At 66.7% G+C, this 15,647-nt stretch carries 14 protein-coding genes; 1 reads left to right on the top strand and 13 read right to left on the bottom strand.

Translation table 11 applies throughout. From position 1 onward, the window contains the following. Positions 1–65: 65 nt before the first annotated feature. The 12 genes from der to GPT34_RS02020 form a co-directional block, all read right to left on the bottom strand. Positions 66–1,400 carry a ribosome biogenesis GTPase Der gene (gene der, locus GPT34_RS02075; RefSeq protein ID WP_291009148.1) on the bottom strand — a complete coding sequence of 445 codons (1,335 nt, stop codon included), beginning with the start codon at positions 1,398–1,400 and terminating at the stop codon, positions 66–68. A gap of 108 nt (positions 1,401–1,508) precedes the next feature. Then, a complete protein-coding gene (gene bamB / locus GPT34_RS02070) occupies positions 1,509–2,642 on the bottom strand; it encodes an outer membrane protein assembly factor BamB (RefSeq protein WP_291009145.1) in 1,134 nt (377 codons plus the stop codon). Next, a complete protein-coding gene (locus GPT34_RS02065) occupies positions 2,639–3,313 on the bottom strand; it encodes a tetratricopeptide repeat protein (protein WP_291009142.1) in 675 nt (224 codons plus the stop codon). The genes bamB and GPT34_RS02065 overlap by 4 nt, the downstream gene beginning before the upstream one ends. 68 nt (positions 3,314–3,381) lie before the next feature. Then, positions 3,382–4,674 carry a histidine--tRNA ligase gene (gene hisS / locus GPT34_RS02060; protein WP_291009139.1) on the bottom strand — a complete coding sequence of 431 codons (1,293 nt, stop codon included), beginning with the start codon at positions 4,672–4,674 and terminating at the stop codon, positions 3,382–3,384. A gap of 53 nt (positions 4,675–4,727) precedes the next feature. After that, on the bottom strand, positions 4,728–6,029 hold the full coding sequence (ispG, locus tag GPT34_RS02055) for a flavodoxin-dependent (E)-4-hydroxy-3-methylbut-2-enyl-diphosphate synthase (RefSeq protein ID WP_291009136.1): 1,302 nt from the start codon (positions 6,027–6,029) through the stop codon (positions 4,728–4,730). 2 nt (positions 6,030–6,031) lie between these two features. Beyond that, the gene (locus tag GPT34_RS02050; protein WP_291009133.1) at positions 6,032–6,940 is read right to left on the bottom strand and encodes a helix-turn-helix domain-containing protein; all 909 of its coding nucleotides are present in this window, start codon (positions 6,938–6,940) and stop codon (positions 6,032–6,034) included. Beyond that, positions 6,933–7,793 (bottom strand): type IV pilus biogenesis/stability protein PilW, encoded by an 861-nt coding sequence (gene pilW, locus GPT34_RS02045; RefSeq protein WP_291009130.1) that lies wholly within the window; start codon positions 7,791–7,793, stop codon positions 6,933–6,935. The genes GPT34_RS02050 and pilW overlap by 8 nt, the downstream gene beginning before the upstream one ends. After that, complete coding sequence (rlmN, locus tag GPT34_RS02040) at positions 7,790–8,941, bottom strand: 23S rRNA (adenine(2503)-C(2))-methyltransferase RlmN (protein WP_291009127.1); 1,152 nt, start codon at positions 8,939–8,941, stop codon at positions 7,790–7,792. Before rlmN ends, pilW begins: the two co-directional genes overlap by 4 nt. A gap of 101 nt (positions 8,942–9,042) precedes the next feature. Then, positions 9,043–9,468, bottom strand: a complete 426-nt coding sequence (gene ndk, locus GPT34_RS02035; protein ID WP_291009124.1) for a nucleoside-diphosphate kinase — start codon at positions 9,466–9,468, stop codon at positions 9,043–9,045. Between the two features lie 113 nt (positions 9,469–9,581). Next, the gene (locus GPT34_RS02030; RefSeq protein ID WP_291009121.1) at positions 9,582–10,862 is read right to left on the bottom strand and encodes a pseudouridine synthase; all 1,281 of its coding nucleotides are present in this window, start codon (positions 10,860–10,862) and stop codon (positions 9,582–9,584) included. Further along, positions 10,828–11,565: an SMC-Scp complex subunit ScpB gene (scpB, locus tag GPT34_RS02025; RefSeq protein WP_291009118.1), complete on the bottom strand. Its 738-nt coding sequence runs from the start codon at positions 11,563–11,565 to the stop codon at positions 10,828–10,830. Before scpB ends, GPT34_RS02030 begins: the two co-directional genes overlap by 35 nt. A 205-nt stretch (positions 11,566–11,770) precedes the next feature. After that, a complete protein-coding gene (locus GPT34_RS02020) occupies positions 11,771–12,943 on the bottom strand; it encodes an RluA family pseudouridine synthase (protein ID WP_291009115.1) in 1,173 nt (390 codons plus the stop codon). Here GPT34_RS02020 and GPT34_RS02015 point away from each other — a divergent pair. Next, positions 12,858–13,658 carry an outer membrane protein assembly factor BamD gene (locus GPT34_RS02015; RefSeq protein ID WP_291009112.1) on the top strand — a complete coding sequence of 267 codons (801 nt, stop codon included), beginning with the start codon at positions 12,858–12,860 and terminating at the stop codon, positions 13,656–13,658. The genes GPT34_RS02020 and GPT34_RS02015 overlap by 86 nt on opposite strands. Here GPT34_RS02015 and GPT34_RS02010 read toward each other — a convergent pair. Beyond that, positions 13,621–15,645, bottom strand: coding sequence for an ATP-dependent DNA helicase (locus GPT34_RS02010; protein WP_291009109.1), 2,025 nt, complete (start codon positions 15,643–15,645; stop codon positions 13,621–13,623). The two genes, GPT34_RS02015 and GPT34_RS02010, sit on opposite strands and share 38 nt — an antisense overlap. Positions 15,646–15,647: the final 2 nt, after the last annotated feature.

Here is a 15,647-nt window from a genome sequence, read left to right as displayed (position 1 = left end):
TAGTTGTTAGACCGCAGACCTTACCACAGGAGCGCAGGTGAGCTTCCAGAGCCTAGCCGTCAGGCCTACTCCTTGAAGGGATTGTCCGAGGTCTTGAATTCAATGCGCAGCGGTGTGCCGACCAGGTCGAAGGCCTTGCGGAAGCGCCCTTCCAGGAAGCGCTTGTAGGCATCGGGCACGTGCTGCAGCGAATTGCCATGAATCACGATCACCGGCGGATTCATGCCGCCTTGGTGCGCATAGCGCATCTTGGGCCGGAACATGCCAGTGCGCTGCGGCGCCTGAAAGGCCACCGCTTCCTGCAGCAGGCGGGTGAGCACCGGCGTGGACATCTTGCGCATGGCTGAGGTTTGCGCCTGGATGATGGATTTCCAGACTGGCGCCAGACCCTGGCGCTTCTTGGCCGAAATCAAATGCAACGAGGCAAATTTCAGGAAGGCCAACCGGGTTTCAATTTGACGCTCGATTTGCTCGCGCTGGTAGGCGTCCACCGCGTCCCATTTGTTGATTGCCAGTACCACGGCCCGGCCGCTCTCCAGGATGAAGCCGGCGATGTGTGCGTCCTGATCGGTCACGCCCTGCGTAGCATCCAGCAACAGCAGCACCACATGGGCTTTTTCAATCGCCTGCAGGGTCTTGACCACCGAAAACTTCTCGATCGCCTCGAAAACCTTGCCTTTGCGCCGCAGGCCCGCGGTGTCGATCAGCTCGAACTGCTTGCCGTCGCGCTCGAACGGCACCGAAATCGCGTCTCGCGTGGTACCGGGCAGGTCAAACGCCACCAGGCGCTCCTCGCCGAGCCAGACGTTGATCAGCGTGGACTTGCCGACATTGGGGCGACCTGCTACCGCCAGGCGGATCACGCCTGTGTCGGCTTCAACGTCGGCTTCGTCTTCCTCGGCCAAGCCGGGCACGGCCTGCAGCGCGGCGTCCAGCATGGAGCGCACGCCTTGGCCGTGGGCGCTGGAGACTGGCATCACCTCCCCAAGCCCGAGTTCGAAAAACTCGACCAGCTGCAGGCCCTGCGTCATGCCCTCGGCCTTGTTGGCCACCAGCACGGTCGGCTTGCCCAGGCGGCGCAGGTAGTGCGCGATTTCGTGATCTTGGGCGCTGATGCCAGCGCGGGCGTCAACCACAAAGACCACCACATCCGACTCGGCCACAGCCTGGCGGGTCTGCTTAGCCATCTCGCGGTAGATGCCTTCAGCGGCGTCCGGCTCAAAGCCGCCGGTGTCGATCACGATGTACTCGTGTGCGCCGGCGCGCCCTTTGCCGTAATGGCGGTCGCGCGTGAGGCCGGCGAAATCGGCCACGATGGCGTCGCGGGTGCCCGTCAGCCGGTTGAACAGGGTGGACTTGCCCACATTGGGCCGCCCCACCAGGGCGATGACGGGTTTCATAACAAGCATCCTTTCATGGCATGGACCGCCGCGCGGTCCACTGGGCCGGCTTCACCGGCCCTGCCAGGCGGTCCAGAAACGACCCGGCGGAGTTGGGGCGAGCCGCGCCTACTGCGGGCGCCAGGCGAAGACGCCGCCGTTGCGAGTCTGCGCCACCAGTACCTGCCCGGCGACCACCGGAGAGCCAATGACGGCCGAGCCGTCGGTGCTCAGGCGCGTGAGTTCGCTGCCGTCTTCGCGCGACAGCAAATGCAGCGTGCCCGAGGCATCGCCCAGCGCCACCACCCGGCCCACCGCCAGCGGCGCGCTGAGGTCGCGGTACTTCAGTCGTTCCGACGTCCAGGCCACCGCGCCATCAGCGCGTTGCCAGGCGCGCACGCGGCCATCCGACTCGGTGCCAAACACCAGCCGGTCGTCGCCACCCAGCCCCGTGGCACCCTGCGCTGGCTGGTTCCAGGCCACGCTGCCCCGCGCCGCATCCACACAGCCAACCGCGGCGGAATAGGCGCGAGCGCAAACTGAGCTACCGACCCGACTGATCGGACCGACCAGGTCCACAAGGCGCTCGACTTCGTTGGTGCCGCGCGCGGTGGCGATCGGTGCTTCCCAGCGAACAGCACCGCTTTGGGGGTTGAGCCCGGTCAACCGGCCGGAGAGACCAACCACCAGGGTGTCACCCACCGCAAGCAGCACACCGCCCTGGCGCAGCACCAGCGGCTCACCAGGTCGGGATTGGGTCCAGAGCCGGGCGCCGCTGGCCCCATCGTAGGCCAACACCGTGCGCTCCGCGGTCACCACGAACACCCGCTGGCCTGCCACCAGCGGCGCGGTGAAAACCTGCGCTGGCAACTGCACGCGCCAGCGCTCCTGCCCATTGGCCAACGCCACCAATGCGTTGTCGCGCGTGACCACCGCAGCGGTTTCGCCGTCCGATCCGACGCCAGTGGCCAGCGGGGTGGCGAGGCTCGTGCGCCACACATCGCGACCGGTCTCGGCGTCGATCACCGCCACCGTGCCAGCACCACCGGAGAGGTAAATTCGGTTGCCCAATGCAAAAGGCTTAGCGGTGGCCGGGGCCGTGCCGACCTGAGCCGTCCAGACCAGCTGCGTGCCCATGAGCGCTGCCACCGGTGGCAACGGCGCGGGTTCGGGTTTGGGGTTGGACGCACAGGCCGACACCAGCAACGCAACCACGGCGGCCGCACCGATCCGCCAAGCAAAACGCCGGGCCGTCGCGCTCACTTGCTGACCTCCGCGGCAATAGCCGCGGCGCTGACGTCCACACCCAGTGCGGCGAGTTTGATTTCCACCAGACGGCGGTACTCGGCCTGCTGGGCGAATCCGCTCCAGGCCGCCTGATACTGGGCCCTGGCCTCGTCGTTCTTTCCTTGCGCCATGAGCACGTCACCGCGGCGATCGGCCACCAGCGGTTCAAACGCCTTGGGGACCGGGGCTTCCAGGGTCTTGAGCGCCTGATCCAGCGCGTTGGACTCCACATCGAGCCCGGCCAGGCGCAGCCTTGCAACCGCCTGATACGCCTTGTCGGAGGAAGCTTCGGCGACCCAGCTCAGGGCTTGGCGCGCGGCGTCAATCTTGCCAGTGTCGTGCAAGGTCTTGGCCGCCAGCAGTGCGGCCTGGGTGGCGTAGGTGGTGCCGCCGTAACCGCTCTTCATCTCGGCCAGTGCACGCTCCATGCGCTCAGCATCGCTGGCCTGGGCGGCGCTGTCGATCTCGTCATACAGGGCCGCGGCCTTGGTCGCCTGGTTGCGTTGCCAGTAGTTCCAGCCGTTCCAGGCGGCCAATGAACCAAACACGGCAATCAGCACCCAGGTGATCAGGTTGCCGTATTGCGCCCAGAAGTGTTTGAGCTGATCGAGCTGTTCCTGCTCTTCGAGATCGAGATGTTTGGCCATGGTGTCAGTAGAAAGCGAGTTGCCATTGTAGGGGCCGTACCCTCACGGGCTGGGGCGGCACGGAAGGACTAGCGCAGACGCCCAGCCCAGGTGTCCACCTCGGCCAACGAGTGACTGCGCTGCTCGGCAGCCGGACTACCAGGGTCGGCACGCAGTGGTTTGATCGATACTTGGCCTTGTTGCAGCTCGTCCGGACCGAAGATCAGCGCGTAGCGCGCGCCGCTGCCATCGGCCTTCTTGAACTGTGATTTCATGCTGCCCATGCCATCAGCGGTACCCGCGTGCATCTGCACCCGCACACCGTGAGCCCGCAGCGACCGCAGCACCGGCATCACCTGGCCCATGCTCGCCGCGTCCGGAACCACGGCATAAGCGTCTGGCACCGGTGGCTCGGGCAACTTGCCCTGCTCCTTGAGGAGTTCCAGGATGCGCTCCATACCCAGCGCCCAGCCCACCGCTGGTGCCGGCTTGCCTCCGATCTGTTCAAACAAACCATCGTAGCGGCCACCGGCGCAGACCGTGCCCTGCGAGCCGAGCTGGGTCGTCACGAATTCGAACACCGACAGGTTGTAGTAGTCCATGCCGCGCACCAGGCGCGGATTGATGCGGTACTCGATGCCATGGGCATCGAGCAGCGCGCGCAGCCGGCTAAAGTGATCCAGCGACTCAGCGCCCAGGTGGTCCATCAGCCGGGGCGCGCCGTTCACCAGCGCCTGCATGGCCGGGTTTTTCGTATCCAGGATGCGCAGCGGGTTGCTATGTAGGCGGCGTTTCGCGTCTTCGTCCAGCTGGTCGGCATGCGCTTCCAGGTAGGCGATGAGCGCCTGGCGGTGCGCCTGGCGCTCGGCAGTCTGGCCCAGGCTGTTGATCTCCAGCTCGATGCCGGTCAAGCTCAGTTCGGCCCAGAGATCGCAGGCCAGCACGATGAGCTCTGCGTCCACATCGGGGCCGGCAAAACCCAGCGCCTCGGCACCAAACTGGTGGAACTGGCGGTAGCGCCCACGCTGGGGCCGCTCGTGGCGGAACATCGGCCCCATGTAATACAGGCGCTTGCCGCCGTCGTACAGCAGGTTGCTCTCCAGCACGGCGCGCACCACGCCCGCAGTGTTTTCGGGGCGCAGCGTGAGCTGCTCACCATTGAGCCGGTCTTCGAAGGAGTACATCTCCTTCTCCACAATGTCGGTCACTTCACCCAGGCCGCGCACAAACAGCGCGGTGGGCTCAACGATCGGGGTGCGCAGACAACGGTAGCCGTAGCGCTGCATCAAACCGCGCAGCCGCTCTTCCAGCCACTCCCAGTGTGCGGACTGGGGCGGAGCGATGTCGTTCATGCCTTTGACGGCGGTGAGTTTGTCAGCCATGTTGCCGTTGGGCGCATGGCGTCGGGGCGGGGGCAGCGCACGCCGCCGCGCCTTCAACGCGCTGCGCCGAACCTTTTCTCGATGTAGTTTTCAACAATCTGCTGGAATTCCAGCGCAATGCCCTCGCCGCGCAGCGTCGTCGCCTTCTGGCCGTCGATGTACACCGGCGCGGCCGGTGCTTCGCCCGTGCCCGGCAGGCTGATGCCGAGGTCGGCGTGTTTGCTCTCGCCAGGGCCATTGACGATGCAACCCATGACCGCCACCTTGAGGTTTTCTACCCCGGGGTAGCGCTTGCGCCAGACCGGCATGGAGCCGCGCAGGTAGTCGTCGATCTGCTTGGCCAGCTCCTGGAAGGTGGTGCTGGTGGTGCGGCCGCAACCGGGGCAGGCGATCACGCTGGGCACAAAGGCGCGCACGCCCAGGGCCTGAAGAATTTCGGACGCAATCACCACCTCCTGCGTGCGCGCTTCGCCCGGCTGCGGCGTGAGCGAGACACGGATGGTGTCGCCAATGCCTTGCTGCAGCAGCACGGCGAGCGCCGCGGTGGAGGCCACGGTGCCCTTGGTGCCCATGCCGGCTTCGGTCAGGCCCAGGTGCAGCGGGTAGTCGCAGCGCCGCGCCAGCTCCTGGTAGACCGCGATCAGGTCCTGCACGCCGCTGACCTTGCAGGACAGCACGATGTGGCTGCCCGGCAGGCCGATGGCCTCGGCGCGGCTCGCAGAGTCGAGGGCCGAGGTGATCAGCGCTTCGTACATCACGTGGCGCGCATCCCAGGGTTCGGCGCGCTGGGCGTTCTGGTCCATCAGCCGCGCCAGCAGGTCCTGGTCGAGACTGCCCCAGTTGACGCCGATTCGGATCGGCTTGTCGTGCCGCGCCGCGATCTCCACCATCTGCGCGAACTGGCGGTCGCCCTTGTCGCCTCGGCCAACGTTGCCGGGGTTGATGCGGTACTTGGACAGCGCCTGAGCGCAAGCCGGGTGGTCGGTGAGCAGGCGGTGTCCGTTGTAATGGAAGTCGCCGATCAGGGGCACCGGAACACCCATGCGGTCCAGCTGCTCGCGGATGTAGGGCACAGCCTTGGCCGACTCGTCGTTGTTGACCGTGATGCGCACCAGCTCGGAACCCGCCATCGCGAGCTCCTTGACCTGGATGGCCGTGCCCACCGCGTCGGCGGTGTCGGTGTTGGTCATGGACTGAACGCGCACCGGGGCGTCACCGCCCACGGTCACCCGGTGGTCCCCCCAGGCCACCACGCCTTGGCGGGTGTGCCGCTTGAGGGTGCCCGCCAGCGGGATCGGCTGGGCATCGACCGCCTCGCAGGACATGGCGCTGGTGAGAACGCTGGCAGCTTCCATATTCACTTCACTTCGAAACGCGCCACGCTGTTGCGGGCGTAAGGCAGCACGTCGAGCGGCTTGCCACGCACCGTGACCTGCACGGCATCGGCCCGACCCACCACGATCGAGTACGGCGGCGAGGTCGAAAAGTCCACCACATCGCCCGGCTTGAGCACGCGCTGCATCACCTGACTGCCGGAGCCATTGATCACCTCGATCCAGGACTCCCCGGTGGCGCGGATGCTCAGCAGGCTGCTGCTGGGCATCGGCCCTGCGGTGTCGACCACGGGCTCGCTGGCAACGGCGGGTGCAGCCTGGATGGGCGCAGCCTGGGCGGGAGCATCGTCCGTTGACAGCTCCGGCGCAGGCGTCATGGACAGCGAAATGCCGTCCTGTGCAGGCTCAACCGGCGCCACCTCTGTGACTGGCGAAGTCGGCGCGGTCCCGGCCGTCTCCGGCAGGTTGGGCAGGGCTTCATGAGCGCGCTCCAGCAAGCCAGCGGGGACCAATGCCAGCGCCAGGGCCGCAAGCAACAGCAGCAGAACACCCCACACTGCAGGCCGCGACAGGATCGCAAGTGCACCGGCGCCAGCGCCTTCCCCTGGCACCTGAAACGGCGTGTTGATGCTGTGCGGTGCGTCTCCCAGCACCGGCTGCACTGCGCCCGGAATCTGCTCCAGCACGCGCGCCGGGTCGATCTTGAGCTGTCGGCAGGCGCTGGAGGCCAGCGCCCGGGCAAAGGTCATGTCGGGCAGCTCTTCGTAGCGCCCCGCTTCTAGGGCTTCGAGCTTTTTCACCGGCACCTTGAGTGCGGCGGCCAAAGCGGCAATGTGCAGTCCGGCGGCCTCTCGGGACTGGCGCAGCAGCAGCGGCGCGCCTGGGTGATTGGCAGCAGCCGGCGCGTCCGTCAAGAACGTCGACTCACTCATCAAAGGCTCCCCTCTGGTACAGCGTCCACTGACGCGACTCTGCGAAGCGGCGCCCCAGCTGGCGCGCCAGCTGCTCCACCTCGGCGGTGTTGCGCAGGCGGCGCTCCACCTTGATGCCCAGCCACAGCGTCTCGGCGTTGGCCAGGTTGGAGTTGTTGATGCGCCGGATGTAAAACTGGGCGCGGCTATCCTCACCTCGCTGGAACAGCAGCGCGGCTAGGTTGTACCCAGTGATCGGGTTGCCAGCGTCCAGTTCGTACGACTTGGAGAAACTCGCCTCGGCTTCAGTCGGCTGCCCGGCGCGAACCTGGCAGATACCTTTGACCAGGTGGGTGCGGGCGACGGCGCCGTAAGTGGGCGATGCCAGCGCGCGGTCAAACAGCGCGAAGGCCTGCGGGTAGCGACCGGCCTCGCACTGGAACCACCCGTAGTTGTGCAGCGTGTCGCCGTCGCGAGGATCGATCTGCAGCGCCCGCTGAAAACTGTCTTCGGCCAGAACCGGATTGTTCAGGCGCATGTAGACCAGGCCGCGCAAGACATAGGCAGGGGTGTAGCTCGGATCGGCGGCGAGGGATTGCTTGATCTCGTCCAGCGCGATGGTGGTCTGCCCCTGCTCGAAGTAGTTGGAGGCCAGCTCCAGGCGAATGCGCGCGCGCTTACGGATTTCGGGTTCGTCGAAAGCTGTGATCGGCTCGGCGGTCGCCGACGCGCCGCCGGCGCCGGTGGCGGCACAGCCGGACAAGCTGCCCAGCGCCCACAGCATCAAGGGCACGGCAAGCCAGCCCAGGACCCATCGGGGCAGGACTGGGGACAACCCGAGGGGCAACGGTGCGGCAGCGTTGAAACGGCTCATGTCTGCTTTTCTCCTGCGGCGGGAACAAATCGGATGGGGTGCACAGTGGTGACGCGTCGCTGGGCCATACGGCTGGCTGCGCGGGTGCGGTCCAGCACGTCGCCGGCCAGCTGGCCACAGGCGGCATCAATGTCATCGCCACGGGTCTTGCGCACCGTGGTGATCAGGCCGCCATCGCTCAGCAGGCGGGCAAACTGCTGCACCACAGGCCGGGGCGAACAGGTCAACCCCGAATCCGGGAAGGGGTTGAACGGGATCAGATTGATCTTGCAAGGCACACCGCGCTCGCCATGGCTGCGCAACAGCTTGAGCAGCTCGCGTGCGTGTTCGGGCTGGTCGTTCACACCATCGAGCATGCAGTATTCGAAGGTGATGAAGTCGCGCGGCGCCGCGGGCAGGTAGCGCAGGCAGGCATCAAGCAGTTCGGCCAGCGGGTACTTCCGGTTGAGTGGCACCAGCGAGTCGCGCAAGGGGTCGTTGGGTGCGTGCAGCGACACGGCCAGGGCGACCGGGCAGTCCTGGGCCAGCCGGTCCATCATCGGCGCCACGCCCGAAGTGGACACGGTGACCCGGCGGCGCGACAGGCCGTAACCATGGTCGTCCAGCATCACGCGCAGAGCAGGCACCAGTGCGCTGTAGTTCTGCAGCGGCTCACCCATGCCCATCATCACCACGTTGCTGATCACCCGTTCGGTGCTGCCCAGGTGCTGGCGCAGAAAAAACTCGGCCTGCCAGAGCTGTGCAACGATTTCACCGGTGGTGAGGTTGCGCGAAAAACCCTGGTGGCCGGTCGAACAGAAACGGCAACCCACGGCACAGCCCGCCTGCGACGAGATGCACAGGGTGCCTCGATCGTCTTCCGGAATGAACACCGTTTCCACCGCGTTGCCGTCGCCCACGTCGAACAGCCACTTGATGGTCCCATCGGCAGAGTCCTGGCGCGAGAGCACCGGTAACCCGGTGATGTGGGCATGAGCCGGCAGCTTCTCGCGCAGGCTGCGCGCGAGGTCGGTCATGGCCGAAAAGTCGCGCGCGCCGCGTTGGTGCACCCAGCGAAACAGCTGCACCGCCCGGAAGCGCTTCTCACCCAGCTGCTCGCAAAAGGCAGCCAACCCGTCGAGATCGAAGTCGAGCAGATTGACCGTCATGACGTCGGCACAGCGCCCGGCCGCACGCGCACATTCCGGCCCCGGCAGGGGCTGGAGGTCTGCACGTACCGCATCGACGCCATGGCTTCGTCCGGTCGCTTTCAGCGCGAGTAGACGTTCATGCCAGCGAAAAAGAAGGTGATTTCGACGGCTGCTGTTTCAGGGGCGTCGGAGCCGTGCACCGCGTTGGCGTCGATGCTGTCGGCGAAGTCGGCGCGGATCGTGCCCTTCTCGGCTTTCTTGGGATCGGTTGCGCCCATCAGGTCGCGGTTCTTGGCGATGGCGCCTTCGCCTTCCAGCGCCTGGATCATCACCGGGCCGGAAATCATGAAGTCCACCAGATCTTTGAAGAACGGACGGGCCTTGTGCACGGCGTAAAACGCTTCTGCTTCGCTGCGCGACAGGTGTGCCATGCGAGCGGCGATCACCTTCAGGCCGGCGGCCTCAAAGCGGGCGTAAATCTGGCCGATGACGTTCTTGGCGACGGCGTCGGGTTTGATAATGGACAGAGTGCGTTCGATGGCCATGTTTTTCCTTGAGATTTATGGGGTAACTTGTTGATTTTGCGGCCTGCCGCAAAGCTTTTTATTCTACAACGTGCAACCGGTTCAAGCCGGCAGCCAGCCGCCTGACAGCAGGTTCAGCGCCCGCTGGGGCGGCGCTTGCGCTTGGTAGGCCCGCCGCGCTGGGCATCTTCCGCGCGCTTGCGCTGCAAGGCGTCTTGCCCGATGTAGCCAAACGAGGTTTTTAATGGGTCGGGCTGGGACGACGCGTCGCGCCCTTCGCCCCTGCCCGCTGCCCCTCCACCTTGAGGAGCAAACATGCTGCCGCGCCGCACTGAGGGCGCTTCGCCGCGGCTGCCGGCGGGGTTGCCGAAGTTGCGCCCGCCCTGCGGTCCTTTTCCTGGAGCGCCCGAGCGACGGGTCTGCAGGCGGGCCGCGCGCACAGGCGCAGCGCTCGGCATCGGAAGGCCTGCCGCAGCCCCCAGGCGCTGGATATCGCGCTCATCGAGCTCCACCCACACGCCGCGCTTGAGGCCGCGCGGCAGCATCACCGCACCATAGCGAATGCGGATCAGGCGGCTGACCGCGTGGCCCACCGCCTCGAACATGCGGCGCACCTCGCGGTTGCGGCCCTCGCCAATAGTCACGCGGTACCAGCAGTTGGCGCCCTCACCGCCTCCATCTTCAATGCTGGCGAACTGCGCCAGACCATCGTCGAGCTTCACGCCGTCAAGCAGGCGGTGCTTTTCCTCATTGGACAAAGCACCCAGCACCCGCACCGCGTACTCGCGCTGCAGGCCAAAACGCGGGTGCATCAAGCGGTTGGCGAGTTCGCCCGAGCTGGTCAGCAGCAGCAAACCTTCGGTGTTGATGTCGAGCCGACCGACCGACTGCCATTTGCCCTGCTGCAGCTTGGGCAGGCGACGGAACACCGTGGGCCGGTTCTGCGGATCGTCGTGCGACACCACCTCGCCGGCAGGCTTGTGGTATGCCAGCACGCGCGGCGGCGGCGGCGTCATGCGCACCCGCACTGGCTTGCCATTGACCTTGATGACATCACCAAACTGGATGCGCTGACCGATGTGGGCCGGCTCGCCGTTGACCGAAATGCGCCCCTCCAGGATCAGCTGTTCCATCTCCAGGCGCGAACCCATACCGGCCTGCGCGAGCACCTTGTGCAGCTTGGGCGAATCGGCCTCGGGTTTGAGAACGCGCTTAGTGGGCAGTGGCAGCGGCAGTTCTTGCTCGGCGTCGTACGCGCCGCTCACCACGTCGTCAAACCGCAGCATCTCGTCGGCAGGAGCGGCCGCAGCGCGTGGCGCGGCCAGCGGCGCAGCGGCTTCTACGGAAGGCTCGACCGCGGCGGGCGCCGCCTTGTCATCTTCAGGCGGATCGGTCGGGGGTTGCTGCGGGTTCATGGCTGTCCAGGGTGGGAGTGTCTTCAGGCGTTGTCGGGGCGGCGGTGGCATCGGCAGGCGTGTTGGGGAATGCATTGACCGAATCCAACTCGACCGCTAGAGGATCAGCCGGCACAGGCGCCTCCGCCTCTGCATCGGCACCAGCCGACAGCGCTTCAAAATCGAGCCGGTCCAGCGCAGATTCCTGTACGTCCGTGCCGTCTAGCGGCGGAAGCTGATCGAGCGACGACAGGCCCAGATCATCCAGAAACTGGCGCGTGGTGGCGAACAGGGCCGGGCGGCCCACGGTTTCGCGGTGGCCAATGACCTCGACCCAGCCTCGGTCTTCGAGCTGCTTGAGCAGCAGCGAGTTGATCGTCACGCCACGGATGTCTTCCATGTCACCTCGGGTGACGGGCTGCCGGTAGGCGATGATGGCCAGCGTTTCCAGCGTGGCGCGCGTGTAACGCGGCGGCTTTTCAGGGTGCAGGCGATCCAGGTAGGGCCGCAGCTCGGGACGGCTCTGGAAACGCCATCCACTGGCCACCTGAACCAGCTCCACGCCGCGCTGCGTCCATTCGAGCTGTAGGTCGACCAACAGCGATTTCAGCGTATCAGGTGAGAGCTCGCCGTCGAACAGCACGCCCAGATCACGCAGGGAGAGGGGCTGCTGGGCGCAGATCAGGGCCGTTTCAAGCACGCGGCGGGCATCCGTGGTGTTCATCGCGGGTGTCTGAGATCAGCCGGCGGGTGGCCGGCGAGCTGAAAGATGGCACCGGCACCGGTTCGGGACACGGCAGCTGGCACGGCTTGACCGGCCGCACAGGGGCTTGGCCGATCGGGAAATCCTCAAGGGAGCGTCGGGAAGGGGTTGAACTGCACCGCCATTTCGTGACCGCAGGACCCCGATTGCGCCGCGCTCGGCAGCGTCAACCCGGAATAACTGCATTGTAATGGAGCCCGCTCTGCGCCAGCGCTTGAAGAAAATCCGCCGGCGGCTCGCGCAGAAAATCCAGCGGAGCGCCGTTCACCGGGTGGGCCAGGCGCAAACGGCGCGCATGCAAGCCCTGCCGGGTCATGCCCCAGAGCACACGTCCGCCGTACAGCGCATCGCCCACCAGGGGGTAACCCAGCCACGCCAGGTGCACTCGGATCTGGTGCGTGCGCCCGGTGTGCAGCTTGCAGGCCACCAGACTTGCCTGGGTTTGCGTATCTAGCAGCGTGACAGTGGTGCGGGCGGTCTTGCCACCGGTGGCATCCGGGCGCAGCACCGCCATGCGCAGGCGGTTGTTCACATCGCGCCCGATGGGCTGATCGACATCCAGCACCGAGGCCACCCGCCAGGCGCCGTGCGCCAAGGCCAGGTATTCGCGCTGCACCTCGCGCGCGGCAATGGCCCGCACCAGCGCTTCCATCGCCAGGCGGCTCTTGGCCACCAGCATCAGACCCGAGGTGTCCTTGTCCAGCCGGTGCACGATGCCGGCGCGAGGCAGCGTCGCCGCGCCCGCGTGGTGGGCAAGCAGCCCATTGAGCAGGGTGCCGCTCCAGTGACCGGCAGCTGGATGCACCACCAGGCCCGCCGGTTTGTGCACAACTAGCAGGTGATCGTCTTCGAACACCACGTCCAGCGCCATGGGCTGGGCCACGAAAGACTGCGCCTGCGGTGTCGGCCGAAGCTCTACCGCCAGCCGGTCGCCCGCACTCAGGCGGCTCGCCGCCTTCAACAGTGGCGCGCCTTGCAGCGTGACCGCGCCATCGGCCATGAGCTGCTGCAGGTAGGAGCGCGAAAATTCGGGGATCAGGTGCGCGAGCGCCCGGTCAGCCCGCCAGCGATGCAGCTCCGCCGGTACCTCGCAGGCCCGCAGCTCGGCTGCAGCGCTGGAATCGTCGCCCGCATCGTCGACGCTCTCGTCTACCTCGAAGGCCGACGGGTCAATTGAGATAGGCGCGCCGTCCCCGGTCGATATAATTTCGGATGCCAAAGCGGGGTGTTTCCGTTGCAAAGATGGGTGCTTGATGCGTTCGAACAGATTATCGGTGGCGAGCTGGGCGGGCTTAGCCGCCTTGGTGCTGGCCGGTTGCAGCACCACCCCCGTGGACATCACCGCGGGCTGGAGCCCCAACAGAATTTACAGCGAAGCCTCCGACGAGCGTGATGCGGGCAACTATGAAAAGGCCATCACGCTGTACGAGAAGCTGGAAGGCCGCGCCGCTGGCACACCGCTGGCCCAGCAGGCACAGCTCGACAAGGCCTACGCCCACTACAAAGCCGGTGAACCGGCACAGGCCCAGGCGGCCATCGACCGATTCATGCGCCTGCACCCTGCGAGCCCCGCGCTGGACTACGCGCTCTATCTCAAGGGGCTGAGCTCGTTCAACGACAACCTGGGCCTGTTTGGCTCTTTGGCGCAGCAGGATCTTTCCGAGCGCGACCAGAAAGCAGCCAAGGAGTCTTTCGAGGCGTTCAAGGAGCTGGTCACCCGCTTCCCGGATTCTCGCTACACGCCCGACGCTCGCGCGCGCATGACGTACATCGTCAATTCGCTGGCCAAGTCGGAAGTGAACGTCGCACGCTACTACTACACCCGCGGCGCCTATGTGGCCGCCATCAACCGCGCGCAAGCTGCACTGACCAGCTTTGTCGATGCGCCCGCCCTCGAAGAGGCGCTGTACATCCTGGTGCGCTCCTACGACGCCTTGGGCATGACCCAGCTGCGAGACGACGCGCAGCGCGTCTTGCAGGCTAGCTACCCGCAGAGCGAATACATGGCCAAGGGCTTCAAGCGCAACGAGGGTCCGTGGTGGAAGCTCTGGTGAGCACCAGCTCGTCGAGCGCCGCCAGCAACTGAGCCTCTCCGTCCAGCCATCGCATCGCTGGCAGGCTGGCCAGCAGAGCTGGCCCGTAGGATCGGGTCAGCAAGCGCCGGTCGCCCACCACCACCACGCCGCGGTCGGTTTCCGACCGGATCAGGCGCCCCACACCCTGTCGCAAGGCCTGGATCGCCATCGGCAGGTCGTGAGTTTCAAAGGCGCTCTGACCCACCGCGCGCAGCCGCCTGGCCAGTGCGCTGAGCAGCGGATCCTCGGGGGAGGGAAACGGCAGCTTGTCGATCACCAAGAGCTGCAGCGAGTCGCCCGGCAGATCCAAGCCTTCCCAGAACGAGGTCGAGCCGATCAGCACCCCGCCTGCTCCCGCCGCACCGGCCTGCATGAAGCGAGCCAGCAGGTCGCGCTTCGCCGCTTCACCCTGCGCCAGCACCTGCCAGCCGCCCGTCGACGCCAGCCGCTCGCGCAAGCGCGCAGCGATGCGGGCCACCGCCCTCAGGCTGGTGCACAGCACCAGGGTGCGACCGCCCAGGCGGGTGGCCCAGGTGGCCACATGCTCTGCCAAAGCGTCGGCATGGTCGGCCTGTCCCGGCTCGGGCAGGTCCGACGGCACATACAAGGCCGACTGGCGCGCATGATCAAACGGGCTGGCCACCCTCAGGCTCCGAAGCCGCGGCGCATCACTCAGCCCAAGCTGCCGGGTGAATCTGCTCAAGCTGGCCTCGTGACACAGGGTGGACGAGGTAAACACCCAGCTGCGCCCCGGTTCGTCGTGCATTGCACCCAGCGCCTGGCGCAGCAAGCTGTCATCCAGCGGCGCCTGCTGTAAGCGCCAGGAACCGGTCCAGCCGATCCAGCGCGCGGCGTCGGTCGGTGCACCGGGTGGCAGGGGTCGCGTCAGTCCCGCCCAGCGCGAGCTCAGGGTTTCGCTTCGAGCCAACAGACGACGCATGTCGGGCGCGGCGTCTGCCGTGGCCCGCAATCCCTGTACCGCAGCACCGAGGGCCTGGCTCGTCTGATTCACCGCAACGGCCCAGGCGCGAGCGTCCAGGCCCTCGGGAGCGTCCGCCTGCCAGCGGCTCTGAGTCTGCCCTGGTGGCGTCAGGCGCGTGATGGCCTGCGCTGCGCGCTCCAGGCCCAGCGCAATCATCGCCCAAGGCCGCTGGCCGAGCGCCCAGAGCGGCGCCTGCGCGCCGATGTCCCGTGCCAGCGACAGCAGGTCGCCCTGCCCGACCGCGGGCGCCAGCAGGTCCCGGGCCACCCCGGCCAGTGAATGTGCCTCGTCGAACACCACCACCGACGCTGTCGGCAAGTGGGGCGACAGCGACGCCTCCGCCCGATCGGCCACAAACACATGGTGGTTGATCACCACCCAGTCGGCGGCTGTGGCGGCGCGGCGTGCGCGATTCACATGGCAATCCCCGGCGCTGGGGCAATCGGCCCCCAGGCAGTTGTCTCGGGTGGAGCTGATCCAGGGGCGCAACGCCGAGCGTTCGTCCAGCCCGGACAGCTCGGCCAAGTCACCGCGCGCCGTCTGCTGAGACCAGCGATGCACCTGCTCCAGTCTGCTCACCAGCGCCGGGTCGGCGCGCATGCTGGTCGCGGTTTGGCGCGCCATGCCCAGCCGGTGCAAACAGAGGTAGCTGCCACGTCCCTTGAGCACGGCCACCTTCACCAGTAGGCCCAGCGCCCGACTCACCTGAGGAATGTCGCGCAGGGCCAGCTGCTCCTGCAAGGCCTGGGTGGCGGTCGACAGCAGCGCACTGCGACCGCTGAGCAACAGAGGCACCAGGTAGGCCAGGGTCTTGCCCACGCCAGTGCCCGCCTCCACCGCCAGCACCGAGCCGTCCTCGATGGTGTCGCCCACGGCCAGCGCCATCACCAGCTGGCCATCGCGCTCGCGCAGGTCGCCGATCTCGGCACCCAGCCCGCCCTCGGTCGAGAACACCGAGCGCACGCGCTCACACAGCGGGCTCAAGC

Source organism: Hydrogenophaga sp. (assembly GCF_011390835.1).
Classification (GTDB): domain Bacteria; phylum Pseudomonadota; class Gammaproteobacteria; order Burkholderiales; family Burkholderiaceae_C; genus Hydrogenophaga.
This window is presented reverse-complemented; position numbering and strand designations above follow the sequence as displayed.

Bases quoted from the DNA above. Each gene is read 5' to 3' on its own strand.
- der (WP_291009148.1), bottom strand. From the start codon at position 1,400: ATGAAACCCGTCATCGCCCTGGTGGGGCGGCCCAATGTGGGCAAGTCC.
- GPT34_RS02065 (WP_291009142.1), bottom strand. From the start codon at position 3,313: ATGGCCAAACATCTCGATCTCGAAGAGCAGGAACAGCTCGATCAGCTC.
- hisS (WP_291009139.1), bottom strand. From the start codon at position 4,674: ATGGCTGACAAACTCACCGCCGTCAAAGGCATGAACGACATCGCTCCG.
- ispG (WP_291009136.1), bottom strand. From the start codon at position 6,029: ATGGAAGCTGCCAGCGTTCTCACCAGCGCCATGTCCTGCGAGGCGGTC.
- GPT34_RS02050 (WP_291009133.1), bottom strand. From the start codon at position 6,940: ATGAGTGAGTCGACGTTCTTGACGGACGCGCCGGCTGCTGCCAATCAC.
- pilW (WP_291009130.1), bottom strand. From the start codon at position 7,793: ATGAGCCGTTTCAACGCTGCCGCACCGTTGCCCCTCGGGTTGTCCCCA.
- rlmN (WP_291009127.1), bottom strand. From the start codon at position 8,941: ATGACGGTCAATCTGCTCGACTTCGATCTCGACGGGTTGGCTGCCTTT.
- ndk (WP_291009124.1), bottom strand. From the start codon at position 9,468: ATGGCCATCGAACGCACTCTGTCCATTATCAAACCCGACGCCGTCGCC.
- GPT34_RS02030 (WP_291009121.1), bottom strand. From the start codon at position 10,862: ATGAACCCGCAGCAACCCCCGACCGATCCGCCTGAAGATGACAAGGCG.
- scpB (WP_291009118.1), bottom strand. From the start codon at position 11,565: ATGAACACCACGGATGCCCGCCGCGTGCTTGAAACGGCCCTGATCTGC.
- GPT34_RS02015 (WP_291009112.1), top strand. From the start codon at position 12,858: ATGCGTTCGAACAGATTATCGGTGGCGAGCTGGGCGGGCTTAGCCGCC.
- GPT34_RS02020 (WP_291009115.1), bottom strand. From the start codon at position 12,943: ATGTCCACGGGGGTGGTGCTGCAACCGGCCAGCACCAAGGCGGCTAAG.